We start from the raw sequence: 26,972 nt of genomic DNA, 5'->3' as shown, positions 1-26,972 counted from the left end.
TTTGCAATGACGGGTAGCAGGCGCCTACGTTGAGCGCACCTGTGAATGCTAGCACAAATTGGAGTGCCTACCCTCCACACGATGGTTAAGCGGTGCCAAAATTGGCGATCTCCTTTGTCAGACCCCGCTTCGTTCCCATGCGCTTTACTCCTACTGGCCCCTCAATACCCGATGAACTGCTAACCGCCCGCGATGCCGGTGACGTTCTGTTTTTTTGCGGAGCGGGTGTTTCGAAGGCGAGCGCTGGGCTCCCGGATTTTTACCGTCTCGCCGAAATGGTGATGGACGAACTCGGCGCAATTCAAACTAGCCCACCTCGGCAAGTATTTGCAGCTACAAGAAAGCTCCAGGAAGAAATTCAGAATCCTGGCATTGGAGGCTTGGTTGCAGCTGACCGACTTTTCTCGCTGCTTGAACGAGACTTCGACGCGATCGACGTGCGAGCCGCTGTCGCTAAGTCCCTGAAACCGGTAGTCGATTCATCATCTGCGCTCACACCCCACCGTACTCTCCTAGACCTCTCAAGAGGGCCCACTGGAGAGCCGCGCCTGGTCACAACGAACTTTGACCTGCTATTTGAGCAATGCGATGCGACTCTCCCTCAGTTCAGCCCTCCCCATCTTCCAGACCCACGCCGCGAGCAAGACTTCCGCGGCATCGTCCATCTACATGGTCGGGTCAACGACTCTTACACAGCAGCGCATGACAACGAACTTGTCATGTCGAGCGCCGATTTTGGGTATGCCTATCTGTCGGAGGGATGGGCGACACGCTACATCAATCTTCTGCTGCAGAGATATCAGATCGTGTTTGTCGGCTATTCAGCAGATGACCCACCGATCCAGTACCTGCTCGAAGCGCTAAGCCGCTTCTCCACGCCAGGGAACGCCATGTATGCATTCCAGTCTGGTGACACGGCGCAGGCCGGTGCATTGTGGGCGCACAAGGGTGTTACTCCGATTGCCTACAGTAGCGACCACCAACATGCCGCACTATGGGAATCCCTAGAGCAATGGGCCATTCGCGCACGGGATGTGGATGCCTGGAACGACGATGTCTTGTGCAAGGCCATGTCTGGCCCTGTTGCCCTCGAACCTCATGAGCGCGGCATAGTCGCGCATCTCGCCTCGACACTGGACGGTGCCAGCAGGATCGCTGCTGCGCAAGTTCCGATCCCCGCAGAGTGGTTGTTTGTTTTTGATCGCAACGCCAGGTACTTCGGGCCACCCCAAGAACCCCGAATCTTGCTAAGCAATGATATTCCGCCATTCTTCGATACCGTCTGCCTCGACTCCGACGAGCCACCAATTCGGGACGAAGACTTGACCCTGAATGCTTCGAGCATGCCCGCTGAGGCGTGGGACGCGTTCGAGATCAACCGCGGGGATATCGCAGTCGTTGGACCAGAGTCTGTGGCTGGCTGGCGTGATTGCCAACATCCAGACTTGCCGCACCGGCTCAGATCCCTGCAGCAATGGTTGCTTAGAGTGTCGCACCAACCAAGCGCCTTGATCTGGGCCGCCGGCATCAGCGCCCTGCATCCGGGCATTATTTCGCGGCTACAGTACAGACTCCGTTTCGACTCGGCCAAGTATTCTCCTAAGCTTCGGAGTGATTGGCAGTTCGTCCTTTCTTCCCTTAGTCAGCACCGGTCCGATCCGGACCACCAAAAGTACTCCGTCGAAGGCAAAGCCAGCGTCAGCGGCTGGACAGCAAGCTTGGTACAGGAAGCGATGCGGCTGTATCGGCCACAGCTACGCGTGGAGCCGTCACACGGGGTGTCCGCATTTTGTGGAGCAGCCGAGCAAGATCTGATACATGTCAGCCTCGATTATGTCAGGCCTCACAGCGAGATTGATATTCCACCTCATCAGAGGAAATACGCTCTGTCGCTACTCAGACAAGAGATTGAACACGCTATACGCCTGGAGCGGGAGATCAATCCCGATTTCTACAGCTACCTACATACTCTCGTCCGCAATGACGGGGCACCAGGAGACCGCGATTCGCATGGAATCACTGGACACGTGGTTGCCTACATTGGACTGCTATTTGCGCTCGCCGATGTCGATGCAGCAGGCGCACGTCTCGAGGTATCGCACTGGGGGGACTCTGACGACATTTCCACTCGAATCAGGATTGTGGCCGCTTCAAGATCCGATCTTGCGTCGCCGGCGGAAGCCGCGAATGCTTACTTGAACTTGACGGACGTTGATTTCTGGGATGACGCGCACGAACGAGATCTGCTTATCAGCATCAGAGCTCGATGGCCCGAACTCCCGCCAAACGCCCAAGAGCAATTGACCAATCGCATACTCAACGGCGAAATTCCATACGATGGTGTGGCCAACGACACGAAGGTGAGATGCCGACTTGGTCGCGTTCAATGGCTAAAGAAGCATGGCATAGATATCGAAGCAAGCCATTCGGACAAGATCGACGAACTTCGCAATCTGGTTCCGGATTGGACTGAAGATGCAGCATTTTTTACAGGACGTCCGAAATTCGAGGTCTTTTCTGTTGACCAAGATACAGCGTTGGCTCCACTTGCGGGAGTTATGCTGGTAGACATCGTTGCCAAGGTGGAAGAGATTCGCAATCAACAGCCTCGCCATCTACATACCGTAAGCGAGCCCTTCCTTGGGCTTGTAAATCACAGTCCATCGAAGGCACTTAAAGCGCTGGTACTGGCCCAAAGAAAGGGAATCTATCACCCTTGGACGTGGGCGACACTGTTGAACAAGGAACATGCATCTCCGCGATTGGTGTACGCGCTCGCAGCGCGACTTTCGCGCCTCTCGCCACACCAACTCAGACAAGTGGTACGCGAAGCGGCCAATTGGTTGCGGCGCAATACCCAGCGTCTTGATTCCATTAGTCACCAGATGTTTTGGGATCTGTGGCAAGCCTGCGCTGAAAGCCTCCGCTGCGAGCCATTCGATGACCCCGCTGGCAAACGTAACAGGAGTTGGATTGAGCAGAGTGTGGACAGTGCGGCCGCCCGGCTCGCCGAGTCGGCTTTTTTGGTCGACAGCGACTTGGATACTCCTGTGATTCTTTCCGAATTGACGACCCGCATTGTGCAACTCTTGCAGCTGCCGGCCCCTTTTCGGCAGCACGCAATATTCCGCATCGCGATGCGTTTCGAGGTCTTCTTCGCGAAGGATAGTCAATGGACCACAGAGACGTTGCTACCGCTATCTTCATCTCAAGGCAACGATTCGGCAGCATTTTGGCAGGGCTACCTTTACCGCACTACTACCCTTTCTCCCAAGGCATTCGCCTTGTTCAAGGATGTCTTAATCAGTCACGTGCGAGATAGAACTTTATTGAAAGGTGGCAGTGCGCTAATTGCAGCAACACTTCTTGATCGTTGGATGCAAAGAACCGAGGCTGCTTGCGCCGAGGAAGCAATGTCTGACTCAGAGCTACGCGAGATCTTGGTGCTCTCGGATGAAGAGTTCCGCGACGAGCTAGTTCGGACACTTGCAAGATGGACGAAGGAGTCTCCCGCCAAGTATGACGACCAAGTCCTCTACTTTCTGGAGAAAGTATGGCCGCTGCAGAAGGTCGTGAAAAATGCTCGTATGACTGCCCGGCTTGTGGATCTTGCTTTCGCGGTTTCCGACAGGTTCAGTGAGGCGGTCAAACTCATCGTTCCAAAAGTGGTAATCGCACCGCGGGAACTATCGATGCGATATTACAAGGTCGACGAACGGGTCGTTCAGAGCCACGGCCCGGCATTAGTCGACCTCCTTTGGCAAACACTACCGACAGCGGCGTCGATGTGGCCGGACGATGTCGACAACCTACTGACAGAACTCCAGAGACTACCGACATTAAATGGATCGGCTAAGCTCTCGACACTACTTCGTCGGTCAAAGTATCGCAGGTGAACTAATCTAGCAACCACACTGTACAGCGTCGTGCCCAGAGGCCTTTTTCTTCGTGCGGGTAGGATTAAAACGGCACGGTGTCTTCGGTTGTTCCGCTTGACGGAGTTAGATGTTGAAGCAAGAGCCGCAGTTTGCCGAGTAGCTCATCGAACGTCACGACCTCAACGTCTTTACAGGCGTTCCGAAAGAGTTCGAAGCTTCGCCTTTGCGTCTCGTCGCTTGGCATCGTCCCTGCGAGCACTATGCATTTGATGGCATCCGGCTGCGAATCTCTCAGGGCGGCTTCTGCCCGATGCAACAGCCAGTTGCTTTGAATGGCACTTCGCTGGTAGAGCACCTGGGTTATTGCGCCGCTTAGTTCCGCATGTGGACCGAATACCTCGCGATTGCGATATGGGGTAGCCTGCACAAGTGACGACGATGGTTTCTTGATCTCGACGATCGCCAAGGCTTGCCCCTGCTCCGCGAAAAGGAAGTCACCTATTTGGGCCCCGGTACCGTCCAACCGAGATGCTTGCGCGTGAAATTGCGTGTGCAACAGCCGAACGGGCCGCGAAAACACGAGCGACAGAACAAAAAGGTTGTTCTCGAAGAACTGTTGCCATCGTGGTTCTGGCAGGGACTGCTCCAGCATGGTTGCGTACCGGTCGATCATCCTTGCAAGGGTGACCCGCTCGATTTCGGCGTGCAACTGCAGGACCTCTGCCGGTGCTTCCGTCGCAATGGTTGCAAGTTCCTGCCGAACAGCTCGTACCGCGGCTTGCCTCTGCGCGCGTTCACTGACATCGGCGCGCCTCCCTCGAGTACGCACGTACTCGACAAGCGGTGCAGCCGCAGCCGCAGGAGCCATGTGAGGGAATCGGTCGGGATCGAGCGTTGCGAGTAGATTATTTCTGACATCCCAGCGCCTAGCAACATGCACGTGCTCGCGGGCTAGCCGCTTGAAACGCTGGAAGTTGCGCCGGAAACGATGGAGATCACTCACCGTGATCCACGCGATGCTTTCCGTAACCGTCGAAGTTCCGGACCTGGTGACGCCGATGGCGGTAATCGCTGGAATCCCAGATAGGCTGCACCACACCTCGTCAAGCTCCGGAACGAGGCCAAGGCCATAGGTACTTTCGGAGAAGCATTTCCATGGAAGAGACAGATCGATTTCCGTAACTGCCGCGTCGGCCGTTTCAGGCAATGGCTCGTCTACTTTGCGGTGAAAGATGACGGAAGTGAGCGGGCCATGCTTCGGGCTCAGATATCGCTGGGCGTGGGGGTTGGTAAAAACCGGATAAGTAAGAAGCCGGTCTGGATACACCCGTGCGAGGCAGTGCCACTGCTCCCTCGGTTGGGCCACCCATACGTTCGGATCATTGGCTCCTCGCTGATAGGTCTGCAGATACAGATCCCGATACTGCACGCCTTGATCGACCCCGTGCGACAACTCAAAGGATGGATTCAAGACCTCATTGTTGTTGAACGTTGCAGTAACTTCCAGCCTACCTTGCTCCATATCCCCTCACTCAAAAACACCTCCCTACACGGGCGAATACCGCCCGGATCAGATCCTTGGCGGCATGGTTGCATCATCTAGGCGACGATGAATTAGCGATACCAGAGTCAGCAGGTCCTCAGCGTCTCGTTGCGTCATGTTCCAGAGGATCTTGGGTGTGTGCGCGGTTGGGTTGCGGAACATCCCAAATACACCCTTTACCAGGGTCGCGAAGCCGCGCTGCTCGCTCCATTGGCTTTCGTCGGCCAACTCATTGATGGCTAGCATCGGAGGATTCCCCGCGAGCCCACGGTCGACAAGTAACGCACCGTCGTCCACCAGTCCCGTTTTATCGCGAATTTTGGCCGCGATACTCTTCGTTGCCTCCAACACGGCGTGAAAATAGTTGTCCGCGACGAGCTCTGCTCGACAATAGGACAGGACGTCCTCGTGAAGGCCGCGCGCAGCAAGATCTGTTCTAAGCGTTTCCGCCCTGCGTTTTGCTTCGACTAGTGTAGAGACACCGTCGCTCTCGGCGAGCGCACCCGTGGGCTCCACCTGGAGAGCGGCAAATGCCAAGGCGCGATTTAGATTCGCCCGCAAAGGTTCAAACCGATGAGCTTCATGTGCAAAGCGCTCAGGTTTCATAGCGAACCGTATGAAAGCAAGTACGTTGCGCCGATGGCCGAGCTGGTTTTGACAATGCGCGAACGCATTGAACAAGCGCTTCCACTTCGTCATCAACGGATCGCTGTCCGTGATGTGGGCCTTGGCCAATAGATACGCAATCTCGGAGCCCGTAAGACCCTCTCCAGTGTCGCCCAAGGCGCGCGCGATCGCTTCCAGTTGGCTAGCTGTGAATGTGATGTTGCCAGTCATGCCGACGATTCACTCCCCTTTTCCAGCACGACTGCTCGCGCTTACCAACAAAAAAGCCTCCCGAAGGAGGCTTGTCCGCTAGAGCGCTGCACTACTTAGTAACCGAATAAAGATCGGATAGTGCAACGCGAAGCTTGCCGCTATATGCACTGCGAGCGGGCGCGCGTGCCTTCACGCTGCCGGATTCTTCAACGCGTGATAGCAGTACTTGAACACCACGCTTTTGCATGGTCACGACATCCGTCCGCAGCCGTTTGCTCGGCTTGCGCGCGGTCGTCAGACCGACCATCGTCGACTTACCTGCGTTCAAAGCCATAGAAACCTCCTGTGTCTGCATTCGGGCGCGTAACACATTCGAACCGGGGACCGTAAGCACCAGCCTCGAAGCGCCTTCCGAGTCTATTGTAAAGCAGATCGAGTTGGCTCGACTGCGTCATATAGAAATACTGGGGGATGCCCGGGAAAAACTGAGCATGGATCGATAGTGCTCTAGCAAGCACTTCACAGAACTGCCAGATCAGCCGCGGGTGGGGCAGCGGCCAGGCCTCCGGATCGAACATCGTATCCGCGTCGGCATCTGCACGCATGAACTTCACCAAGCGAGCTGCCGGAGCAGGCTGAAATCCGTTCGCCCACTCGTCTGCCGTCTCCTCGATCCACTCTGGGTCACCCAGTGCATAGACGAGTACATCGGCAAAGAACACGACGAAACGTAGGCCTGCGAACAAGATTCCAATCACCTCAATGCCCTCGTCCAGCGACAGCGGCTCGGTAATGTCGATCACATCGGGCTGAAGACCTGCCGGTGGCTGGCCCGCAAACAGATCCTCAAGGACCTCCGGGGTAATGTAGTGATACATAGTTAAACGGCGGTAGGCATGTGCCCATTGTATCTCCCGGCTTTGAATGTCAAGCCACCAATTCATCGACTAGGAAAACGCTCCATGTCGGCGCCGAAATCGCCCCCGACAATTGCCGCTTGTCTAACTAGTAGGAGCAATCAATGCCCCTTTCCCGCACCGCCCAGATGTTCGTCAACCTGGCACGCGAACGAGACCGCGCTGATCTGCAGCACCCCTACGTCGAATGCGCCGGCCACGGCGGGCAGACCGAACGTCATCCCCACACCGGCGCAGCACGGGCCGCCAAGATGGAAATCCTCACTGACGAGGAATATGCCGTGCGCCTCGGGGTGAGTCACCTGTAGGGTAGGAGCGCCGGCTCGGTGCCGTCGGCATTCAGGCATAAGGGCGGCGCGGGGCTGACCACTGGGGCAAGAGGTGTTGCAAATGATGCGGCCGGTGCCGCTCCCGCCCAGGGCGAAACTATGGATTTCATCTATATATATATTGCGCCGCCCTGCCCCCGCCGGCGATCCGCGCCCGCGCATCGCCTCCGAGCACGGCCGAGGACCGATTCGGCGCAGTAAATCTTGGCGCGCGGTTGAGGACCGCCTATGCAGGAGGGAGAACGCAAAACGCCGCCAGCCGCTTTCTCGCCTGCTTCGCGGGGGTCACCGAGGCGCAACGCCCCATTCCTGGTCGAGCGCAAGCCTAAAAGTACCGAAAAAATCACTTTAAGGCATACTCTGCTCCCTACCATACCGTTTTTCGCATTCTTGATAATCTTTCTTATCAAGAAGCGAATCCTGGCGGCTGCCGCCCAGGAACCAGCAGACTGCCCCAGAGTTGGTCGTCTCTGCGGAAGCCTCGATTACGCCTTCACCTCCACGGCAGATCGAGAAGTTAGCTTGGACGACCGCGCAGCGCCTGTCGATATGCGTCCACGCCAGCACGCGCTGTCTTGAGCTCCTCCTCCAGAAAACTTACCCGCCCCGCCAGCGTGTCGCGCTCGGCCCGGTAGGCCTGCCGCACGGCGTCGGTCTCCAGCGCCCGCCGGCGCTCGGCCGCGGCCTGCCGCTCGCCCATGCGCGCCAGTTCCTCGGTGGCCGCCTGGAGCGCCGCCACCAGGCCCGCCTCCTTGTCGGCCAGGGCCGCCCGCGCGGCGGCAAGCGCCGCCTGCGCGGATGCCGCTTCGTCCTGCGCCGCCCGGCTGGATGCCTCGGCGGTGGCCGCACGCTCCCGCAACTGCCGATTTTCTTCCTCGAGCGTGGCCACACGCTGAGTGAGCAGCGCCGCCAGGATTCCCGACGCGGCGCCCTCCCCCACCGTATTGCCGCCCGTCGCTGACAACGCCGCGGTTGCCGGCACGGCCAAGCGCGGCGCGCCCGCGCCGGTTTCGTCCAGCGCGACCCGGATCTCCTTGTGCAGGAAAGCCCGCAGGCCGTCGTCCAGGATGCCGCGCCGCTCGGCTTCTACCGCGTCGGTCGGCTGGGCCTTGCGCTCGGCAATCACCGCCGCCACGGTCTGGCCGCTCGGCGACCGGGCGACGCCGGCGGCGGCGAGCAGGCGCCGGTAGACGGACGCCCCGAACGTGCGCCCGGTGATGCGATCAATCGCATCGAAGGCGCGGCGCAGGAAGGCGCGGTTGTCGGCGTGGGCGACGTCGAGTTGCTGCAGCGCGCGGGTGATGGCGAGCAGTTCGGCGTCGGCAAAGGCGGTGGGGGTGCGGGGCATGGGCGAACTATCAAACGGCGTCGAGACGGACGGCTGATAGTCTACCCTTTACTAATACGATTAGCAGTATCCTATACCTCTACGATTTGTCATTATCCTAATAATGACAAATGGATGCCCACAAAGGCTATACTGCACCTGCCGTGAGGCGAAGCCGCCTCCCGCCTTGGCTGGCGGGCACCTGCCGCCGCTTTTGCCCGCCGATTTCGCCGCCGTTGCCGCCTGATGGAAGATCTCCTGCCTACGCTCCCCTCGCTGGACCACCGCGACGCACTACCTAACGCCCTGGCCAGCCCCGTACTGCCAGCCGGCCAAAGCGATGCCCAGTTGGTGCGCACCTGGCTCGACACCAAGTACGCGGCGGGCCTCGGCATTCGCGCCAGCACCCGCGCCCAGTACGCACTCGAGGCGCACCGCCTGCTGTGGTACGCCCACGCGCTCGGCCGGCCGCTGGCCAGCTGGCAGGTAGCGGACGCTAATGGTTACCTTGCCTTCTTAGCCGATCCGCCAGCGCACGCGGTCGGGGACGGCCGTGTGCGGCAGGACAGCCCGGCTTGGCGGCCCTTGCGCGGCCCGCTCTCTGAGGCGTCGCGGCGTCAGACTGCCACCATCGTGGGGGGCCTGTTCGAGTGGCTGGTCGGGGTGGAGGCGCTGCGCGTGAATCCGTTCCAGGCGGTGCCGCGCGCTCGGTCGGCGCGCGGGCCAGGCTCGCAGCGCCGCTTCCTAGAGGCCGAGCAGCTAGCGGCCGTGTTCGACGCCGTCGAGGCGCGACCGGCGCCCACGCTATGGGCGCAACTGCACAAGGCACGTGACCGCCTGCTGCTCGCCCTGCTGTTCCACACCGGGTTGCGCGCCTCCGAGGTGACGGCGCTTACGTGGCCGGACTTCGAGCGTCAGCGCGGCAGGCATGGGGATTTCTGGACGGTGCGCATCCGCGAGGCCAAGGGCGGCAGTGACCAGCTCGTGCCCTGTGATAACGTCATGGCGGAACTGGCCCGCTTTCGCCAGCTGGTGGGGCTCTCGCCCGAGCCGCGTGCCACCGACACGATGGCCGTCGTCCCAGCCATGGCCGGAGGCCGGCAGCGCCTGGCCCCGCTCACCGACACGCTCGCGCTTCAGCGCCGGCTTAGCCGTCCGGTACGCACGCGCCAAGGCCTCTACACGATCGTGCGGCAGGTGTTCGAGGCCGCAGCTGTTCGGCTAGAAGCATCTGGATACGCCGAAGGCGCGGCAAACCTGCGGGCAGCGTCCACGCACTGGCTGCGCCACTCACACGCCACGCACCTGCTGCGGGCCGGCGTGCCGGTAACCGACGTGCAACGCACGCTGCGTCACCGCGATATCAACACGACGCGACGCTACACCCATGAGGCGCTGGAGGATGTCGCGCGCAGCATCGGCGGCAAATTACCGGCGGTGTAGGGTCGGCCGACTTCGCTGTGCCCTCCCCCTTCACGAGTTCCAAGGGTCTTGGGCGGGCGCGATGCCGATATCGTAGGCTTCCAGAAAAGCCGGCAGCAAGGGGAACTGCGCTAGCGGAATTGGCTCTCCTTGCGCCACGATGCGGACCCGATCGAAAATCGCCACGCTAGCTTCATTGGCAAAGCGGGACGTGAAATACAGCCCGTCAATGTCCGGGTAAGCCGCGTGGATGGCGGCGCTCCACAGGTTCGGACCGCGGTAGTCTGCCGTCGACAGAATGCGGTTGTCCATTCCAAGGTGAAAGTGGGGCTGCGTGAGGTCGGCCAGGCGCAGCGGGCGATTCGTTGCGGTGCCCAGTCGGCTTACGCAGCGCAGCGTCAGCTCCGCTTCGTCGAGCAGCAAAGGTAACGACTCGCCCTGAAATCGGTCCCGGACCACCGCTTCGGCCATACATGCCGCAAAACTCGGGGACGCATACAGGACGCCAAACGTATCGTCGGGTGCGTCAAAGCGGTAGGGTTGCCCTCCCGTGGAGCGGCGGTTGTAGTGGATCGGCCCGTAGACGCCGCGATGGATCCGCCACAACTTAGTTACCCCCGGGTCGAGTTCCTTCACCGGCATGACGCGGGCAGCCAAATCCTGCGGAGGCACCGGGCAACCCAGCGCCTCCGCTGTCAGCACCGGCATCAAGCAGCTCCCTGCTCGCCGGCGTACCGGGCGTTGATGACCTCGACGAGTGGCGCGATGGGCCGCGCGGCGTCCATCACCCAGTCCATCGGCCGTGCACCGTCAAGAACTTCCAGCGGGCGCTGCATGAAGTGATGGACCACCCAGCAACTGGCCTTGGCCGCGATAAACGGGGCGAGCACGGCTGCCAGTCGGCTAGCCTCGGCATCAAACTGCCATTGGGGGTAGCGCAGGCCGCGTTGCTTGCCTGGGGGCACCAGTGCATACAGCTGCCCGCTCAAGCGGGCTTCGTTGATCGCGCGGTCGGAGCGACCCGCGTACGCTGCCGCATCGCGTAAGGATAGGTTTTCCGGCTGCTGCAGCTCCTCCAACGCGTATTGGCGGCCGCGCTCCCGAGCAGCTTGAAGCGCATCGACAGGGCCATTCTGGGTGGTCGGCTTCGTGCCAACTTCGCCCAAAGCTTCCGCCGCGCCCAAGATCAACCGGTCCAGGAACGCGACCGTCATCTTTTGACTGTGCACCTCGTCCCCTGCCAGCTCCACGACTCGCTCTAGAAGCTTGTCGGCAAATATCCTGCGCCCGGCGTCCGTTGGCACGACGGTAGTTCTCGCTACGCCACTCGAGCCAGCGGCTTTGTAAGTGATCCTGCGATTCGGAACGGGTCGGTTTTTCGTTTCCATGCGAACATGATAGTTCATGAATTTCATGAAAGCAATTCTTGCCTGCCGATTTTCGTGGGCGTATTGCGCTTCGTTCAGTATATAAATACTGTTTGCCCTCGCCCTCTCGGCGCAGCGCATCGTACGAGGAAGGTTCATCGCAATGGCATGAGACGCTTCGGGCAACGGTAGCCCCGTTGCTGTGGGCCGCTCCGTGGTGTCATGACCAATTGCGCTCGCGCGTCCGGTGATCCGTTGCCAATTCGGCGATACCTCATCGCTCGATCATCTAACGCAGTTCCTATCCGTCGCGCTGCGACGAATTCTGGTCCGAGTGCTTCGGACGCGGGCTGGGTGACGTCTGCATGTCAATACGAATAGCAGCCGCGAATTCGCCTATGTTTGCTTGGTCGGTCTTTACCTGTTGTCGCCAGCGTACCTCTTGCCCTGCCCTATTGCCGATAGCTGCTATCACTGCTCACTTGGAACGACTGCCGTGATCAGCTAGGCCGCGTAGCGCACGGTAGGGCGAAACGAGCTTCTCCATGGCCTTTGCGCAGTTTTAGCAGCAGGTCTGTCCTCTTGATCTGATTGGTGAGCTGGAATCCCAAGAAGCCCATGACCATGTTCGCCACGGTGGGCAGGACGACTACGTAATCTGTCAAATCGGACATATGCCCGTCTCATGCGGCCGCGCTTAAATAATTTGCATTGATTTCCGGGCGACAGAAACGCCCGGATCGGCATTCAACAAGGCGTGAAGCCTTGATCTGCCAAGGCTTGCCGGACTCCCTATGGCTTCGATCTTCACGGAAGCCTCGTCGTGATCTAGGCCCACTCGCGAATGTCGAAGCGGGCCGCGAAAATGCCTAGTGGTAGGCAAGTTCCAGGGTAACGGTGACAGTGGGATCGATCTCAGGCACGTGGGCTTCCCGGTTTGGAAGGTTCGAAATCGAGCGTCACGCCGCCGTCCCATTCGAGCGTAACCGTGGCATGGCAAGTGCTGCAGTGCCCGGCGTCGCCATCGTGGGTGTCATCGTCAAAATGAACCTGGCCGCGATGGTCGCAGGCAGAGCAACGGTAGACGTACAAGACTTGGTCGGGCATGAAGCTTCCATTCGAAGTCGTCACAAGTTATGCAGCTTACTGCTTTTCAGGCGGGGCCTGGTCGAAGGACGGGCTCCGTGTTCGTTCGGAGATTCTTTCAGCGCAAAACACACCCTAGGCCATGGCATGAGCATTGTTCGTCGTGTTTGCCGCGTTGGCTGACCTGCGGTCGCGCAGCATCGCTCGCAACGCCGATAACGTCGAAGCCGCCTCCTTTCCCCGTTTCTCGAGCCGGCCGCTTGCTCTCTGGGGAGCAGCGTAGACCTCAGCTTTCTGGTACGCACCAGCGTGTAGTCGCCTTGCAAATTCGGCGAGGGAAGTTCCTACCAAGCGGGAAGTGACCGCACTTTGGACCTCGGTGACAAGCACTGAGCTTCCGTCGCTTTCGACTTCGAAATGGTTGCCTTTTTCGTCCACGAAACACTGCCGCGCTGCCCCTGCGAGTATCGAACGCACGAAATCGCGGTCCTGCACTTGGATTCGGGCTTTGTCTTCTTTGAGTGCCTTTGCTTTGCAGACAGCACTGAAATCGGTGCGGGCGGTGAGTAGGGCAAGCAGATACGCTTTTGGCACGCGTGCTTTCGCAAGACTCTCCCATGTCGCGCTTACGACATCTGAGAGAAAGTGGCCTTGCTCTTTAGCCTTTCGCATCAACCAAAAAATTAAATTTACATCAAGACCCAGGCCGCGCAGACGTGTCAGGTCCTGGGGGAGCCGATCCTGCTGTCTTTTTTGAAAGGAGTATGGGACACGATCTTCTGTAAACAGGACTCTCGTTTTGAGAGACGGTTGCGCCATAGAAGAGGGTGGTGGAACGGCCGGCTCGCCGAGCTGCGCTGTGTCGTCCTCGCCCGTACCCGTGGTTTCTTCTTCTTTTCGCGAGCTTAAGCCGAGCATCTCCGTCGCTTTTTCCGTCAGGTAAATGTAGGCTCCTGCGAATCGGCCAAATCGCTTCCGAACTTGAACGTCGACGGTAATTAGGCCCAAGTCGAGCAGTTCTCGTTGAGCACGGTACCAAGTAGCCGGCGACATTCCGGTTTCGGCACAAAGCGTTTCCCGGTGCTTAAAGATCTTACCGGTGGGGTCATCGTTATTCGCCGTGCGGGCGAGGGCGGCAAGAGCTGATCGGGCGCTACGCCCGATCCCGACGATTCGAGTTGCGCGCTCGACTGCTTCGATAGTCTTGCGTTTGAGGCGCTTGGGCGCCGGAGCAATCAGAGCGTCTGTCTGGTTAAGGTGTTTTTGTGGGCGAGCAACATCCTCGCCAGCAACGGAGCGTTGCGCGAAAGTCATATGACCTTCCCATTCGTAAAAAATGGTTGAAGTCGCTTGACTCAGGTTCGCGTTCCGCTACACTCCGACTAACGAATCCATGTCGAGTGGCTTCGGTGTGTAGCGGCCGGGAAACTGGTCAGCTTGAAGTTCTCAAAAGCCCACGGTTGCCGCCGTGGGCTTTTGTTTTTGTAGGATTACAGTCTAGACATGGCTTAAAACCTCGATTCGTAGTACGAAGTCCTTAAAAAACAAGCACTTAGCTTTTTGCGTCTTCCGACGCAGCTTTAGCTAACCCTTCCAGATGTTCGCGAATGGCCGATTGGGCCGCTTCCGCTTCTTCCTCGCTGCGGAACTCAATGCGCATGACTTTCTTTGCGATACGAACATCGCACCAAGTCGCCTTTCCCGCCTTGATTTTGAAGCCGGTAGATGCGGCAGGCCTGGTCTTAACCTGCTCGGCCTTAGTCATCCGTACGGCCTGCTGTTGATCGATCTTCTTCTCGGCCAACAACTTAACCGCTTCGACGACCCGATCCCCGCGACCGTCTTTGGTCGCCCTTGCCAACTCGGCGCCAGCATTCGACCCGAGCAGGTCTGGGCGGCTATCGAGAAGGCTTAGGACCTCGGGAGGCAAGTTCCGGAACGACAAAATCTCTGAGAGAGTCGAGACAGGTACACCAGCCTGTTCAGCTATTGCGGCTTGAGTCTTGTCTGGGCTGCGAAGCAGCAGTTCGTCGAACTTCCGAAACTTCTCGAAATCCGTTAAATCTGACTGCATAAGGTTCGCGTAGAACGCGCCCGTGTCAGCCTCGTCTGAACTAAGTTCGCCGAGCACGCAGCGTATGTGATCGCGCCCAAGCTCGCGGTACGCGTCTGTCCGGTGATGCCCGGAGACAATCTCGAAGCCTCCCGCAGGCCGAGGGCATACAATCACAGGATGAACGAGCTTGTTGTGCCTGAGGTTTTCCCTCAATTCGACATACTTCTCGGGAGGCATGAAGCGTCTGCGGCCTGGGACCTCATGCAGTTGGTCGATAGGCACATCCACTGCGCCGCCGCTGACGCGGGCCGACTCAAGTTCTGCTCTTAGTTGCGCGATCTCGTTAGCCTGTCGCTCAACCTTCCCTTGCATATGCATTAACTGACCGGGCGCAGTTCGCGGCGCTTGCGGACCGCGCGCAGCGGCTTTCTCCAAGTCTTCCGCCGTGACCTTGATGTTCCCAGCCTTTGCGGCAAGCTTTTCTCTCAAACTCATTCTTCAATTCCTTGCCAAAGCGCGCTGACCTTGTCGTCCACATAGTCGACAAACTCATCGCAGGGTTGGCGAATGCGTCGCATCGTCTCGGTGTTCGCCTCGCTAGAGGAGAGGTCATAGACCGTGCGAAATTGAATGCTGCTGTTACGGGCGAGGTCCGTCTCAGGGATCTCAATCGGCAGCACGCGCGACCCATAGACGCCGCGAATCCAGTCTGCCACCAGGCGAGGAGCGTTCTTTTTCTCCATGCGTGTCATGAGAACATCGAGAAAGTCGAACTCCTTTTTAGATCCCTCGCTCTGCTCTTCCATGCCTGTTACTAGGTCCGAGAAGAGTTGCCAGAACTGGACCATAGACGCGAAAGCCAAGGTGTCCGGGACCACCGGTACGATGACGCCATCGGCAGCGAAAATCGCGTTGATGGTCAGGTAGCTGAGGGTAGGAGCCGTGTCGAGGATGATGTAGTCATATTCGTCTTTCAACGAATCGAGGCCGTTACTTAACACGCGCTCGAACGGAATATGGCCTTCCTCTGCCGTCGCCCGAGCCGGAAGCATAAACTCCGCGTTGAAAAGCTCAGTAGACGAAGGAATCAAATCCAGGTTAGGCCAGTAAGTCTCCTGAGGAAGCCCTCGCATATCGAAGGACTCGCCCGCCAAATACGCCTCGATGAGCGGCATAATGGTGTTTTCGGACGACACCTCGGCATGTGGATTGATGCCATACAGCGTGGTTGCGCTTCCCTGCGGATCCAGATCAACGTGGCACACCTTCCGACCTCGCCGCAGACTCAAGCCCTGGCAGAGGAGGGTGGACATAGTGGTCTTCGTGACACCGCCCTTGAAGTTCGCAACTGCAATGACTTTACCTGGTCCCCTTCGCGGGACAGGCTTAAGTTCCGCTCGGATCCATTGCATTGCCTCGCTGAGGCTGAAATAGCGCACTGCACCGGGTCGCGATTGCTGGCCCTGAGGGAGATCCCCCTTTTTGAGGGACCGGTTCATCCGCGTTTTGTCGATGCCACACAATTCTTGTAGGCGGCCAGACGGGATCAGCGGGGCTTCCTTCCGAGGAAATGGCTCCAGCATCTCATCCCGAATTTTCTGCAGCATCACCGCGGAGAGATTTGCCAACTGCTTCAAATCCTCAGGCGTCGTCTTGCTGGGGTGGGCTAGCTTGATATCCATTCGGTTCAAAAACCTTTAAGCTGTTCACCGGAACCGCCGGTGGATCGTGCAACCGTTTTCGGCAAAAATGACGTCCGCGGTTGCGTTGCCGTGAAGGTTAGCGGCCCTTAGACGTATACGCAAGTTAACTTTGTGCCTGTTGTACCCGAGAGATCGAGCTGTTCCCCCGGTACTTACGGGTCGTTGTTAAAGTAAAAGGCGAGGAATTCTACGAAAGTGCCATATAACGCACAAAGAATGCGCGCCTCAGGAAGTAAGGCTTAGGCCAGCCTCAAGGACGAAGCGCGAGGTCGGGTTCTTCTTCGCCGTTGAGATAAACAGGCAATCCCTGGCGCGCGTGACGGCGACGTAGAAGAGGCGCCTTTCTTCGCTTTCTGGGCTTTCGCTGTCGGGAACGATTGTCTCTTCGGCTCGGACTATGGCTACGCTGTCCCACTCCCGTCCTTTTGAGGCGTGCATGGTGGTTAGCACGAGGGCGTCGGCGGCGGGTTCGTTGTTTCTCCGTCGAAGATACTCAAGGCGGGCCACGAATGGTCCGTTGAGCTGGCTGAGGACGTCGTAGCAGGTGTTGATGGCACGCTTGCCGGCGTCCTCAGTCACATACTTGAGCATCCATTCGCGGACCCCATCCAACGTCAGCGCATGGAATTCGCGATCGTATAGGGCACGCCATTCGGCGAGTCGTTTCAAGAAATCCCTGTACTTCTCGGCCGTCTCCTCTGATATTCCCGATTCGACCAGGTCCTTTTTGCGCGGGGCAGAGATCAACTCACCCTCGGCGGCTTCCTGGGCGTGAAGCTGTTGAAGCTCAAGGGTTCCGATGCCAGAGTATCCAAGTAGAGCATCGACACCAGTCAACTTTGCTCGCTGTATAAGCTCCAACATATCTCCCATCAGTGCTGCCTCGGGACGATCGAGGATCGATTTGCCGGCGGCACGGTAGTACTTCACTCCATGGGATCTACACACCGCCTCTATGGGATCAAGAATGCGATTAGTCCGAGCGAGCACCGCGGCGGTCTTCCCAGCACGAATCGCCGGCGCCAGCGTTTCAACTACGGCAACCGCTTCCTTGTACTCGTCGTCGAATCTCTTGAATTCGACTGAGCCGCCGGAGCCCCGATGTGCCAACAGGTCCTTCGAAATCCGCTGCGCGTTGTTACGGATAATTTTGTCAGCGGCACTCAGAATCTCGGAATGAGAGCGATAGTTCTTGCCGAGCACGATAGCGCGAGCATCAAACTCCTTGATGAACGCCTCCATGCCCTGATAGCCGAGGGCGTCACGAAAGCCAAAGATGGTTTGATCATCGTCCCCGACGACACACACAACAGAGCCGGCCGCCGCATGCAATGAAGTCCACCGCGATTGCAGGCTATCGCAATCTTGATATTCGTCGACCAGCAGGTGGTGAACGGAGTAGGGCCGGATGCCACCCGTTAGCATGCCGGCCACCGCCATGCGCAGCATGTCCTGAAAGTCGATCTTCCCGTTTCGTGACAAAGCGGCTTGGTATGCCTCGAAGATCTGTGCGTCTACAGTACCGGGCTTCGGATCGTCCAAATGATGCTTCGAACGTTCTATGGAGGCCAGCGCATCCTCCACCTTCCAATCGATGCCGCGCTCCTGAAGGATCTGGCCAACGATCGCTGCGCGGACACCGTCGGTGACGATGTCGTTCAACTTGCCTCCATTCTTGCCCAATTGCTTGTATGCGAGTGAGTGAAAGGTGCCTGCGACCAGCCGCTTTTTTGCCGTAGGACCCGCCAATTTGAGAATCCGATCGCGAAGCTCAATCGCAGCATCCTTGCTAAAAGTGACCGCACCTACGGTAAGGGCTGGGTTGCTCAGAAGCAACGCGGCTTTGGCGGCAATCGTCGCTGTCTTCCCTGCACCAGGCACAGCGACGGCCACGCAATGGTCGCGGCAGTCAACGACTTCCCGCTGGGACGGATTCAGCTTTTCGAGAACTTCTGCGAGAGACATAACTCGGTGTGGCGAATGCCTGGGATGGTCATTGACCGACTTGGTCGGACTTGGTGCCAGCAACGAAGAGGAAGTGCCACCAACTGCCTGTTGCTTGACTTGTGCCGTTATGCAAACAGGCACCATGTAAGACTTAGCCCCAATTGGTGGCACGTGCTGACACAATGTCCGACTTACGCTGTGGGTAACTCCGATCCGTCATCTGGCACCTAATGGCACCACGTCCAACCATGTCGGATGGCGACGGACTTGGTGCGACCATAGTCGCGCCGGAAGCACTAGATGCCGCGCACGGTTGTCATGAGCTTCAGGTGCGTCGTGTAGCTGCGCAGGCCCAAAGGCTGGAACTTACGCAAGAACCGCGACACCTCTTCATTGACGTCGCTCTGGTCGCGGATGCCGTTCCACACCATGAAGTCGAACTGGTCCATCGTCTGGTCGAATTTGATCAGCACCTGCAACGCCCGCACCGCGAACCGGGAGTACGCCTGGACCTCAAGGGAGACCGACGGGCGCTGGATCGTAGGTACAAATACGATATCCCCGGCCCCCCGCATCTCGGTTTCGCGTTGCTCTCGGTATGCGCTGGCCACTCGCACCTGCTCGTCCACATAGTCCTCGAGCTTCGACAGTTCGCGTTCCAGGAACGTCTCCAGTGTGGACAACTCCGTTCGCGTGAAGGTGCTCTGGCCGAAGCGCTGGAGATTCAGCGACATCCTGTTCATGTAGGGCCACCATTGTTCGAACAGGGGTCGCAGGCGCGTGTGATTCAGCTTCAGGGCGACAGACACGACGGCAGCGCCCGCGAGTTCGCGGTCCAGGATCTGCAGGCCCAGCTCGCGACGCCGGCGGATGATTGCCTGGCGCTGTTCCGGCTGAAGTTCGCGAAAGAGCTTCCGGGTTCGCTCGACCTCAGCCTTGCGTTGCTCATGATCGGCCGGCGAGAGCAGCCCCTCATTGCGCAGCGCATCGGCGGACGCGTCCATCTCGTTGAGCTCGTGCTCGACGTCCCCGGTGCTGTCGATGGTTCCGAGCGTGCTCGGGGTAGGGGAAGCCGCTACCGAAGCGTCAAGGCTGCTCTCATCGGCGGGGATCAGGTCGGTCGTGGTCATGATTTCTCCGTTTGGAAGGCCATCCACATGGCCTCGTCGTAATTGAGTGGCCGGACTATTTGCCGACATGGAACGACGCCGCGAGGCGCCAGCAAAGCAGGCCCACCAGGCACACCACATAGGTCCACCAATTGGCGAGCAGGGAAATCGGGAGAAGCAAAGCGGAGGCTCCAATCCCGAAGCAAAGCATCAGGCCGTGGGCTGCGACATGGAATGACACGGGATTGGCGAATCCCGCGCTTGCAGCGTGGATCTTTCGCGATACCGATCCGTCATTGAAAATCGCCAGAATCAACACTGTCGCGCCCAAGAGCCAGTGGTGGGCAACCGCGGAACGGTATAGCGCCCGATAGATGGTCAGCCAGAAGTGCTGCATCCAGCCGCGGCCGAACGTTGACGCGCCCCCGTCCGAGAAAGCAGTTGGGGCATCGGAACCGGCGAAGGATGCTTTCACCGCCCCAGAGTCGATGAACCACTCGCGAAAGCGAGCGTTTGCCGATGCCACCGCGATATCGGCCTTCTCCGTCCCAAGGACCCCTTCCACAGACGCCCTTTCGGAACGACTGATTTCGAACGCTGTCTGGTCCTGAATGAATGGCGCCAGCGTGCAGATCATGAGTGGCGAAATAATCAGCCAAAGACGGACGTGGGATGCGAATCGGCTACTTGCCATGGTTCAGATCCACCGCAGTAGCAGCAGGACGGGGAAGCTGGGGATCGCAACAAGCGCGGCCCAGAACACACCCGGCTTGGCGAGAGAGATGTTCACAAGCGCGAAGCAAGGTGCGGCCTTGGTGGCTGTGAACGCCTCAGGCGGCGTCTCGTCCGGGTAAGCATGCGAGACCAACCAATCTTGCATGGCCAGCGCCAGGGCCGGGTCGACGTTACAGATGCGTGCGGCCACCATAGCCGGAATACGGCGAAGCCGCTGCCCGACCCAGCGGGCGTCAGTGTGCAAAGTTGCCAGCGACATCGTAGCTCTCGAAGTAACGGGAGAAGGCGTATCCGGTCAGCACCCGGGCCGCGAGTTGAAACGCAGCACAGCGCTGGGAAACCTCGCCGGGGACCGGCTCGTCAACGACTTGGCAGACGTAGCCCGCCAGCTGCCGTTGCTCGAATGCCGGGATCGATTCGTGGAACGGGTACCAGACGTTGTACTTTTCGCCCTTGAATGCGGCATAGCGCTTGTTGTACAGGTCATGCGCGCGCGAGAAGAGGCCCTTCATGAACGCGACAGACGGATCACCATGCTTGCGCGCGGCGCGCCATGCTGCGATGCCGTCCGTCAGCATTTCTTTGATCAAAGGCTCTTCCCGCACACGGTAGTTCGTGCCGATGTAGTCGACCACGCGGGCACAGATCTCATCGAGGTCCGGAGAGAGGGTGAACACCGGGGAGAGCTTCGCCGACAAATTGTGTTGCTTGATAACTTCGCGGAACAGGCTGCTGCGCATGGATGGTTAGTCCTGAATAATTGGAATACGACCTTGGTAGACGGCGCCGCCGGATATCCGTAGGAAGTACTGGAGGTTCGGCAGTTGCATGACCAGGTCATGCGGAATCAGGGGTACCTTTTCAAGCTGTGCGGATCGCGAAACGGAGCCACTAAATTCACCTACGTGCGCTTCCGTGCCGGTACTCGTGCTGCTGGAGATCACCAGGTTCCGGATAGCCGTCGTCCCGGCCTTCTCGGCGAACCACTGCGCGGTGTCGATGTCTTCCAAGCGTAGAACGATCTGGTTGTTCAGATTGCCCAAAACCTGCTGCATTTTGGCCACGTTTCCAAGTTTTGCCGTGAAATCGGAACGCGTCTGGTAAGCAACGAACGCCTTGAAGCCTGCACCACGCCCCTTGTTGAGAAGCTGGAGCAACTGCTCGTTGATGGCCTCAGCCGTTTCGTCAACTTGAAGGACGATCTCGGGAGGCTTCGCGTAGAAGTTGTAGATCGCGCCAGCGACCGAAGCGATGTCCGCGAGCAGCATGGACATCACCGCTTGCGCGACCATGGAGTTCGACAGGGAGTCCGCACCGACGTAGAGCACGGCCTTCTGTTTGATGACCTTGTCGATATCCCAGATTTCTCTATCGTCCTCGAAGTCATCCGCTTTGGGCGCTAGCATGAGGCCGGTCTCGCCGGTGGCCAGCATCTGCAGGAGGGGCAGGGCAGAGGCGATGATACGGCCGTAGTGGTCTCGATCGTGTTGAAACGTCGAGATGAGACCGTCGATCGACTCGTGGCCCTTGCCCAGATTCGAGAAGCGGTCGATATACAGTCGAACCATAGCGTCCAGACGGGTACCGCCACCTTTCTGACCGACTTGCTGCATGTATCCGGCGACCTCGTCTTCCCAGTCCGTCATGCCGGCTTCGGGGAAAAAGCGCTGAAGCGCACGCTCGAGCAGGTTGTTGATACCGTTCTGTGCGTATTGGAGGATGGAGCGCAGGTTGGGCTTGTCGCCGACGTAGAGCTCGCCTTTGACAGAACGATCGATGAACAGGAACGCAAACTGCCGGAACGGGCCTTCCTCCATGAGCTGGGCGACGCGCGTGGGTATCTCCGACGGTTGCGACCAGTTTTCCAGTGGATTCAAACGGATGGATTGGGACGGCGCCGCCTGCTTCCAATACAGAAACTTCCGACCCGTACGCTCGCATTCTCGCCGGCATCTTGCGACCCACTCGACGTCGTTCTTCGGATCGATCACGATCAAAACGTCATTAGGGTTATGAATAACCTGCGTGGAAATCAGTTCGAATGTGCGCGTCTTGCCCGCACCGGTGGTGCCGCTGATGGACGTGTGGCCGCCCATCGCCTTGTAGTGAAACGGCACTGGCTGCTTCTTGGTCTCCAGACCCGCAATCCAAGGTTTGCCTTGAGGCGAATGGTCCGCAATGCTGTTGGCGGGAGCAAAGGCCTTTTCGATGGCACGTACCGTTTCGTTCGGCAACCATTTTGGCAAGCCGGGAATATCGGTGGACGGCATGCGCAGAATATCGTGCGCAAGTTGACAGTGCTTCTGGGTCCATTCGTAGCCGGTGCCGAGGTACATGGCGTCCACGTCTTTGTCCTTCGAGCGGAGACCGCGGCTGGCATCGAGAAGATCATCGATCTTGACCACGGTAAGCCACTTGGTGGAAATGGCGAGTCGGAATCTGAGGGCGCGCCAAACCTGCGCGGACCGTAGCAGTAGGGCACATAGGCACAAGAGCGCGAAATAGCCAGCGTGCGGCATGCCGCTCAACAGAATCAACAAAGCTGCGACGGTCCAGCCAACGGCCGCGCGAAATTCGTAAATGGGCCGGAAATGGTTGATGTAGTGATTCATCATGATGCAGTCTCCGGCGCGATGAGACGTCCTACTTCGTCGACCAACAGAATATTCTGGCCATCGACCTTGTATAGGTGCTTGCCCTTTCGCAGATGCTCGACAAGGGTGTCGGACGCCAGGCCAAAGTTGCCGAGCGAGCGCTTGCTAATCGAGACTTTGCCGTCGATCCGCGCGACCTTGGCTTTGCCGCTGGCAACGTCCTGGGCCAGCGCCTTGAAGAACTCCCGCATCAAGTTAGAGCTGCCGGCCAAAGCCTTGAAGGGATCGTCGGCGGATAACTCCTTGCGCAACGAACGCGCTCCGTCGAGCTGAACCACATTTCGCGCCGCCGAGGCATCCGAGGCCGTGGCATCCGGCGATTCGACCTGAGCCTGCGAACCAAGGCCCGCGGATTCCGCTGGCGAGACGTTACCCTTTCCGTCGGCGTGCTGCGTGGAAGTGGCCGGCGGCGGCGCCGGCACCGGTGCGTCAGCCTGAGCCAAGGACGGATTGACAGCCTTCTCCAGCCTCTCGGCTGTCGGAACGGGCGTCGAGTCCGGGGGGAATTCTGCTTTTCTGGCCTTGATCTCGAACTGGGTCAGTGTGTCGATGGATTGCCGTACAACCTTATGCAGCAGCGTTTCGAGTCCGGTCGGTCGAGGATCCGGATTGATCGCACCGAAAAGCTCGGTGAGCACCTGGCTGTCGAAGGCACTTAATCGTTCGCTACCAAGAATCTCGCGCGCGAGAAGTGCGGTGCGCATACGCTCAATGGGCTGGATAGCCTCGCGTCTCGTGACACGGTAATTGCTTGTGCCGACCCAGGGACCGAAGGCGCCGTGGGCAGCGGGGATCCACTCTGCACCATCGCTGTCGCGATAGAACTGAAAGTGACGGCACGGCTCGTCGAGCCGCGAGCAGCACGCTGCAAGGAAAAGGGCGTAGAGATACTGAGGCTCGAGCATGCGCCGGCGCTCAGACGGCTGGTCTGCACCGAACTTCTGCGCGCCGGACAGGCGCATCGCAAAGTACGCCGCTTCGACCGTAGCGCGGAATGCACCGCCCGGTTCCGCATGTTCAGCGAAGCGCAGGGGCATACTGGAAAACCAGTCCGCGCACCGCGTCAGAATGCTCAGCCACTTTACGGCGAACAAGTCGCCGGACACCTCGTTTGCATACTGCCGAATCAACGCGATCCGGCTCTCGTGAGCTGACAAAAGCGCTGCTGCCGGCATCGAGGAATGGGTGTGCGTACTCATTATTTCAACTTCGCAAGGAACTTGCCGATGCCGCCGGCGGCCTTGAGGCCAACCCGCATGGCCCCACCGCCGCTGATGCCACCACCGGAGCCGAAGATCGCACCGGCGATTTTAGGAAGCTCGAAGGCGACAAGAATCATGAACAGCGCAATGCTCATGGCATACACGGCACCAGCCAGCGTCGCTGTGCCGGCGCTCTTCTGATCGATAAGCGTGGACACCAGTGCACTCGAGACGAGGCGAGCCATCACAGCGGCAACGACCGAATACATCGATGCGCCGATCATATAGTCCAGCCACGAAGAGAAGTAGCGACGGCTATAGTCGGAGAATCCGAGGGCGACTGCGATAGGTCCAATTACAATTCCGATGGCTGCCGCAATCTCGCCCAGGGATATGAAAAACGTGTAGAGAAGAGCTGCGAGGGCGCAAAAAACGAACGCAGCCAGCAACAGCATTCCAGCAAACGCTATCATCAAGACGTCTGAGATACCGCTTGCCGCCTTCATAGACTCAATATAGGAATCAATGAATCCGGCGCCGACGGAAGCGAGCGTCATCGCAGGTGACATCGCTTGTGTGCCTGCGATTTTGTCGGCGAGATGCTGGAAGTATTCGTAAATGCCAGGCCCGAACTTGTCATATCCGGTGTAGAGGGACGCGAAGATGCCAAGCATAAGGAGCGTCTCGAAGACCTCGGTCCAGGCCGCGACAGGTTGCGACGCCGCGGCGAAACGAATTCCAGCCAACGTCAGCGAAATGACGGCAAGCCCGAAGGCGATCTTGTCCGCGTCCGGAGTGAGGGTCTTGCTCAATGTGGTGGCGCCCCCGATCAGACCGGTACGGAACGATTCGAACTGGCTGAGCCAGCTCTTGAGCGATTCACCAATCGATCCCGGCTGCGCGAATAGCCCGGGCTTGCCACCCTTGTTCGGGGCAGTTTGCTGTGCGGTGTCGGTGCCCGCTTCAGGGGCGGACGCTTGTGCGAAAGCCGGCGGCGAATGCAATAGAAGGGCCGTCAGAAGCAAGACGATGAAGCGGGCGATCTGCATAGTGTGTGACGGTCAGTTGGACTGCAGCTTGCGGGAGAAGACGCGGGCCCGGAGGTTCTTGAGCTCTTCATCTTGAGCGGCTGCCAGTGATCGCATCGCTTCTGCGCTCTGGGTCTCCTTGGCAACGGTCTGTTGGTCCCGATCGGCGTCGGCCTGGGCACGCACACTCATGAGCTGTAGCAAATCGGAGTTCTGGCTCGCCAATACGTCGAGCATCTGGTTCGTGGTTTGCGCGGCAGCTTGCGCGGTTGCCGAAAGCTTGATTTGCGACTGGATCTTCTGGCGGCGCTTGGCGACCGATTGTGTGTTCTTGAAGATCTGCTCGCCCAGGCTGAAGAGCGCCTTGGCAGTTTTGTCGCCGTTGGTCAGGAGGGAGCGCTGATCTTCGAACCACTGTTCCTTCGTCTTGCCGGACGAGACGACCATGCTCTGAATCTTCTTCAGATAGTCGGCGTTGTCGGAGACGGTGCCATAGAGGTCCTTGAGCGTGGTGCCGTACACCTCGTACTTTCCGATCTCGTCTTTGATGCTGTTGAACTGCTCGGTGATGGCCTCTGCATCCAGACCTGTAGCTTGCAGCAACTGATTCGCCATCATCTGGTACTGGTAGACGATGTTGGTGTTCTCGTACACCTCGGACTTGATGGACTGCAACGCCGAGATCGTGGTTTGCACCAGACCCACCCAGTCGGTGACGGGTAGGGCGGCGTGAGCGGGGGCGGCGCCGAGCACGGACGCGGCGACGGCAAGGTTGGCGATCCACTTCTTCACTCTTATATCTCCCTGTTTAGGCTGCGCGCGCGAGCATTTCGCGCACGTAGCGGTCTTGCCAGTCGGGCTCGCCCGACGCGTAATGGGTGTCGCAGATGGATTGCGCCACACCGTCCGAGCGCAGCATCGCCACCATCTCGTCGTTGAAAGCGGTCTGGAGCATGCGGGTCTGGACGTTGGTGATCCAGAGGTAGTCACGGTTCGGTACCGCATCGGAGATCATCTGGATCTGGTCTTTGGTCAGGCCAAACATGTCTCCGTAAAGGTCCGTGCTCGTCTTTGCCTGGCTGTTCGGCAGATAGATCCAGTTGGCGATGTTTTCCTTGAGGATTTCAAAATTCGCCACACGCGCGATTTGCCGCAGGGACTGCGTCGCCGCCCAGATGGCTCCGTTGAGCTTCCGGATGGTGGTGATCCAGTCTTCGAAACGCTTATAGAAGCGCTCGTTCTGAAAGAAGAAGCCGCATTCCTCCACTTCGATGACGGTGTAGCGGATGCCGTCCATCGACTGGCTAATCCGGTAGAACGCATAGTCGGTGAAGAGAGCTGCCGCCCGAGGAAACTTCTGGAACAGTTCGCCGCACTCGATGCAGAGGTTGTCGCTCACTGCGAACGCATCCTCGACGTGATCAAAGAAGTGGCCGTACTGCCCGCCCACCAGCCAGATCTGAAGCCGCTCGCGCAGATCGGCATGGAGCATCGTGGAGAGGGCACTGAGGGTCCACCGCTCGCGGGGATAGCTCGCGAGCAGCTTCACTGCCTCGAACATGTCCTGACTCTGTTGCGGAGAAAGGGAGAAATCGTCGTCTTCGAGGGCCAGCGTTAGCCATTCGGTGACGTAGGTAAAGCTGCCCGGGTCGGCGAGCAGAGACAGCGGATTGACCGGTGTGCTCGCCTGGAACTTGCCGGTTACGTCGATGAATGCCCCCCCTGTTGATGTCCATCGAATACTGACCCGCCGTTTTCATCTAAATTTGACCCACCCTCGCTTCATGGTCACAGCTCCTCTGGTGTAGATTCTGGCACTGCAGTTGTCGTTTTCTGGCTGTTTTTCCGGG

Annotated in this window: 23 protein-coding genes and 1 pseudogene; 3 read left to right on the top strand and 21 right to left on the bottom strand. The window is 58.8% G+C overall.

The annotated features are described in order from the left end of the window. The first annotated feature begins 137 nt into the window (after positions 1-137). On the top strand, positions 138-3,896 hold the full coding sequence (locus F7R19_RS26940) for an SIR2 family protein (RefSeq protein WP_029306750.1): 3,759 nt from the start codon (positions 138-140) through the stop codon (positions 3,894-3,896). Positions 3,897-3,960: 64 nt separating this feature from the next. Here F7R19_RS26940 and F7R19_RS26935 read toward each other — a convergent pair whose 3' ends face one another. From F7R19_RS26935 to F7R19_RS26920, 4 genes are all read right to left on the bottom strand, one after another. Then, positions 3,961-5,400 carry a Shedu immune nuclease family protein gene (locus F7R19_RS26935; RefSeq protein WP_150982634.1) on the bottom strand — a complete coding sequence of 480 codons (1,440 nt, stop codon included), beginning with the start codon at positions 5,398-5,400 and terminating at the stop codon, positions 3,961-3,963. A 48-nt stretch (positions 5,401-5,448) separates the two neighbouring features. Then, a complete protein-coding gene (locus F7R19_RS26930; protein WP_011514918.1) occupies positions 5,449-6,258 on the bottom strand; it encodes a TIGR02391 family protein in 810 nt (269 codons plus the stop codon). Positions 6,259-6,349: 91 nt separating this feature from the next. After that, positions 6,350-6,574: a hypothetical protein gene (locus tag F7R19_RS26925; protein ID WP_029306644.1), complete on the bottom strand. Its 225-nt coding sequence runs from the start codon at positions 6,572-6,574 to the stop codon at positions 6,350-6,352. Further along, positions 6,555-7,118: a hypothetical protein gene (locus F7R19_RS26920; RefSeq protein ID WP_029306645.1), complete on the bottom strand. Its 564-nt coding sequence runs from the start codon at positions 7,116-7,118 to the stop codon at positions 6,555-6,557. Before F7R19_RS26920 ends, F7R19_RS26925 begins: the two co-directional genes overlap by 20 nt. Positions 7,119-7,261: 143 nt before the next feature. Between F7R19_RS26920 and F7R19_RS26915 the strand changes: the two genes are divergently transcribed. Then, positions 7,262-7,465, top strand: coding sequence for a hypothetical protein (locus tag F7R19_RS26915; RefSeq protein ID WP_029306646.1), 204 nt, complete (start codon positions 7,262-7,264; stop codon positions 7,463-7,465). Positions 7,466-8,003: 538 nt separating this feature from the next. Here the strand turns inward: F7R19_RS26915 and F7R19_RS26910 are convergent. Further along, a complete protein-coding gene (locus F7R19_RS26910) occupies positions 8,004-8,834 on the bottom strand; it encodes a hypothetical protein (protein WP_011239987.1) in 831 nt (276 codons plus the stop codon). Positions 8,835-9,059: 225 nt separating this feature from the next. Here F7R19_RS26910 and F7R19_RS26905 point away from each other — a divergent pair, with 225 nt between their 5' ends. After that, on the top strand, positions 9,060-10,256 hold the full coding sequence (locus tag F7R19_RS26905) for a tyrosine-type recombinase/integrase (RefSeq protein WP_008649488.1): 1,197 nt from the start codon (positions 9,060-9,062) through the stop codon (positions 10,254-10,256). 30 nt (positions 10,257-10,286) lie between these two features. Here F7R19_RS26905 and F7R19_RS26900 read toward each other — a convergent pair whose 3' ends face one another. The 16 genes and pseudogenes from F7R19_RS26900 to F7R19_RS26825 all read right to left on the bottom strand — a co-directional run. After that, a complete protein-coding gene (locus F7R19_RS26900) occupies positions 10,287-10,943 on the bottom strand; it encodes an RES family NAD+ phosphorylase (protein ID WP_008649485.1) in 657 nt (218 codons plus the stop codon). After that, positions 10,943-11,650, bottom strand: coding sequence for a hypothetical protein (locus tag F7R19_RS26895; RefSeq protein WP_008649482.1), 708 nt, complete (start codon positions 11,648-11,650; stop codon positions 10,943-10,945). The genes F7R19_RS26900 and F7R19_RS26895 overlap by 1 nt, the downstream gene beginning before the upstream one ends. Positions 11,651-12,517: 867 nt before the next feature. Then, positions 12,518-12,709, bottom strand: a complete 192-nt coding sequence (locus F7R19_RS26890) for a hypothetical protein (RefSeq protein ID WP_080710358.1) — start codon at positions 12,707-12,709, stop codon at positions 12,518-12,520. Positions 12,710-12,823: 114 nt separating this feature from the next. Then, positions 12,824-14,002: a helix-turn-helix domain-containing protein gene (locus F7R19_RS26885; protein WP_008649479.1), complete on the bottom strand. Its 1,179-nt coding sequence runs from the start codon at positions 14,000-14,002 to the stop codon at positions 12,824-12,826. A 238-nt stretch (positions 14,003-14,240) separates the two neighbouring features. Beyond that, complete coding sequence (locus F7R19_RS26880; protein WP_008649477.1) at positions 14,241-15,239, bottom strand: ParB/RepB/Spo0J family partition protein; 999 nt, start codon at positions 15,237-15,239, stop codon at positions 14,241-14,243. Beyond that, complete coding sequence (locus F7R19_RS26875; protein ID WP_008649475.1) at positions 15,236-16,426, bottom strand: ParA family protein; 1,191 nt, start codon at positions 16,424-16,426, stop codon at positions 15,236-15,238. The genes F7R19_RS26880 and F7R19_RS26875 overlap by 4 nt, the downstream gene beginning before the upstream one ends. 246 nt (positions 16,427-16,672) lie before the next feature. Beyond that, positions 16,673-18,412, bottom strand: coding sequence for an ATP-dependent helicase (locus tag F7R19_RS26870; RefSeq protein ID WP_008649473.1), 1,740 nt, complete (start codon positions 18,410-18,412; stop codon positions 16,673-16,675). A gap of 278 nt (positions 18,413-18,690) precedes the next feature. Beyond that, positions 18,691-19,524 (bottom strand): hypothetical protein, encoded by an 834-nt coding sequence (locus F7R19_RS26865; protein WP_008649471.1) that lies wholly within the window; start codon positions 19,522-19,524, stop codon positions 18,691-18,693. A 55-nt stretch (positions 19,525-19,579) separates the two neighbouring features. Continuing rightward, entirely contained in the window at positions 19,580-20,197 is a 618-nt protein-coding gene (locus tag F7R19_RS26860) for a DUF4400 domain-containing protein (protein WP_008649469.1), read from the bottom strand. Positions 20,198-20,200: 3 nt separating this feature from the next. Further along, on the bottom strand, positions 20,201-20,497 hold the full coding sequence (locus tag F7R19_RS26855) for a hypothetical protein (RefSeq protein ID WP_150982632.1): 297 nt from the start codon (positions 20,495-20,497) through the stop codon (positions 20,201-20,203). Continuing rightward, on the bottom strand, positions 20,472-20,978 hold the full coding sequence (locus F7R19_RS26850; RefSeq protein WP_008649465.1) for a hypothetical protein: 507 nt from the start codon (positions 20,976-20,978) through the stop codon (positions 20,472-20,474). Before F7R19_RS26850 ends, F7R19_RS26855 begins: the two co-directional genes overlap by 26 nt. Before the next feature lie 6 nt (positions 20,979-20,984). After that, on the bottom strand, positions 20,985-22,850 hold the full coding sequence (gene traD, locus F7R19_RS26845; RefSeq protein ID WP_008649464.1) for a conjugative transfer system coupling protein TraD: 1,866 nt from the start codon (positions 22,848-22,850) through the stop codon (positions 20,985-20,987). Next, complete coding sequence (locus F7R19_RS26840; protein ID WP_008649463.1) at positions 22,850-24,091, bottom strand: TraI domain-containing protein; 1,242 nt, start codon at positions 24,089-24,091, stop codon at positions 22,850-22,852. The genes traD and F7R19_RS26840 overlap by 1 nt, the downstream gene beginning before the upstream one ends. Then, the gene (locus F7R19_RS26835; RefSeq protein WP_008649461.1) at positions 24,091-25,143 is read right to left on the bottom strand and encodes a type IV secretion system protein; all 1,053 of its coding nucleotides are present in this window, start codon (positions 25,141-25,143) and stop codon (positions 24,091-24,093) included. Before F7R19_RS26835 ends, F7R19_RS26840 begins: the two co-directional genes overlap by 1 nt. A gap of 12 nt (positions 25,144-25,155) precedes the next feature. Next, complete coding sequence (locus F7R19_RS26830; protein WP_008649459.1) at positions 25,156-25,914, bottom strand: TrbJ/VirB5 family protein; 759 nt, start codon at positions 25,912-25,914, stop codon at positions 25,156-25,158. 16 nt (positions 25,915-25,930) lie between these two features. Continuing rightward, positions 25,931-26,848, bottom strand: a pseudogene (locus F7R19_RS26825) (VirB4 family type IV secretion system protein); the annotation flags it as partial. Positions 26,849-26,972: the final 124 nt, after the last annotated feature.

The sequence above is a fragment of the Cupriavidus pauculus genome (assembly GCF_008801835.1).
Taxonomy (GTDB): Bacteria; Pseudomonadota; Gammaproteobacteria; order Burkholderiales; family Burkholderiaceae; genus Cupriavidus; species Cupriavidus pauculus.
Note: the sequence above shows the minus strand (reverse complement) of the source record. Positions and strands in the feature narration are given on the sequence as shown.

What these genes read in the sequence shown, in the direction of transcription:
- F7R19_RS26940 (WP_029306750.1), top strand. Translation starts at nt 138, where the DNA reads ATGCGCTTTACTCCTACTGGCCCCTCAATACCCGATGAACTGCTAACC.
- F7R19_RS26935 (WP_150982634.1), bottom strand. Translation starts at nt 5,400, where the DNA reads ATGGAGCAAGGTAGGCTGGAAGTTACTGCAACGTTCAACAACAATGAG.
- F7R19_RS26930 (WP_011514918.1), bottom strand. Translation starts at nt 6,258, where the DNA reads ATGACTGGCAACATCACATTCACAGCTAGCCAACTGGAAGCGATCGCG.
- F7R19_RS26925 (WP_029306644.1), bottom strand. Translation starts at nt 6,574, where the DNA reads ATGGCTTTGAACGCAGGTAAGTCGACGATGGTCGGTCTGACGACCGCG.
- F7R19_RS26920 (WP_029306645.1), bottom strand. Translation starts at nt 7,118, where the DNA reads ATGTATCACTACATTACCCCGGAGGTCCTTGAGGATCTGTTTGCGGGC.
- F7R19_RS26915 (WP_029306646.1), top strand. Translation starts at nt 7,262, where the DNA reads ATGCCCCTTTCCCGCACCGCCCAGATGTTCGTCAACCTGGCACGCGAA.
- F7R19_RS26910 (WP_011239987.1), bottom strand. Translation starts at nt 8,834, where the DNA reads ATGCCCCGCACCCCCACCGCCTTTGCCGACGCCGAACTGCTCGCCATC.
- F7R19_RS26905 (WP_008649488.1), top strand. Translation starts at nt 9,060, where the DNA reads ATGGAAGATCTCCTGCCTACGCTCCCCTCGCTGGACCACCGCGACGCA.
- F7R19_RS26900 (WP_008649485.1), bottom strand. Translation starts at nt 10,943, where the DNA reads ATGCCGGTGCTGACAGCGGAGGCGCTGGGTTGCCCGGTGCCTCCGCAG.
- F7R19_RS26895 (WP_008649482.1), bottom strand. Translation starts at nt 11,650, where the DNA reads ATGAAATTCATGAACTATCATGTTCGCATGGAAACGAAAAACCGACCC.
- F7R19_RS26890 (WP_080710358.1), bottom strand. Translation starts at nt 12,709, where the DNA reads ATGCCCGACCAAGTCTTGTACGTCTACCGTTGCTCTGCCTGCGACCAT.
- F7R19_RS26885 (WP_008649479.1), bottom strand. Translation starts at nt 14,002, where the DNA reads ATGACTTTCGCGCAACGCTCCGTTGCTGGCGAGGATGTTGCTCGCCCA.
- F7R19_RS26880 (WP_008649477.1), bottom strand. Translation starts at nt 15,239, where the DNA reads ATGAGTTTGAGAGAAAAGCTTGCCGCAAAGGCTGGGAACATCAAGGTC.
- F7R19_RS26875 (WP_008649475.1), bottom strand. Translation starts at nt 16,426, where the DNA reads ATGGATATCAAGCTAGCCCACCCCAGCAAGACGACGCCTGAGGATTTG.
- F7R19_RS26870 (WP_008649473.1), bottom strand. Translation starts at nt 18,412, where the DNA reads ATGTCTCTCGCAGAAGTTCTCGAAAAGCTGAATCCGTCCCAGCGGGAA.
- F7R19_RS26865 (WP_008649471.1), bottom strand. Translation starts at nt 19,524, where the DNA reads ATGACCACGACCGACCTGATCCCCGCCGATGAGAGCAGCCTTGACGCT.
- F7R19_RS26860 (WP_008649469.1), bottom strand. Translation starts at nt 20,197, where the DNA reads ATGGCAAGTAGCCGATTCGCATCCCACGTCCGTCTTTGGCTGATTATT.
- F7R19_RS26855 (WP_150982632.1), bottom strand. Translation starts at nt 20,497, where the DNA reads ATGTCGCTGGCAACTTTGCACACTGACGCCCGCTGGGTCGGGCAGCGG.
- F7R19_RS26850 (WP_008649465.1), bottom strand. Translation starts at nt 20,978, where the DNA reads ATGCGCAGCAGCCTGTTCCGCGAAGTTATCAAGCAACACAATTTGTCG.
- traD (WP_008649464.1), bottom strand. Translation starts at nt 22,850, where the DNA reads ATGAATCACTACATCAACCATTTCCGGCCCATTTACGAATTTCGCGCG.
- F7R19_RS26840 (WP_008649463.1), bottom strand. Translation starts at nt 24,091, where the DNA reads ATGAGTACGCACACCCATTCCTCGATGCCGGCAGCAGCGCTTTTGTCA.
- F7R19_RS26835 (WP_008649461.1), bottom strand. Translation starts at nt 25,143, where the DNA reads ATGCAGATCGCCCGCTTCATCGTCTTGCTTCTGACGGCCCTTCTATTG.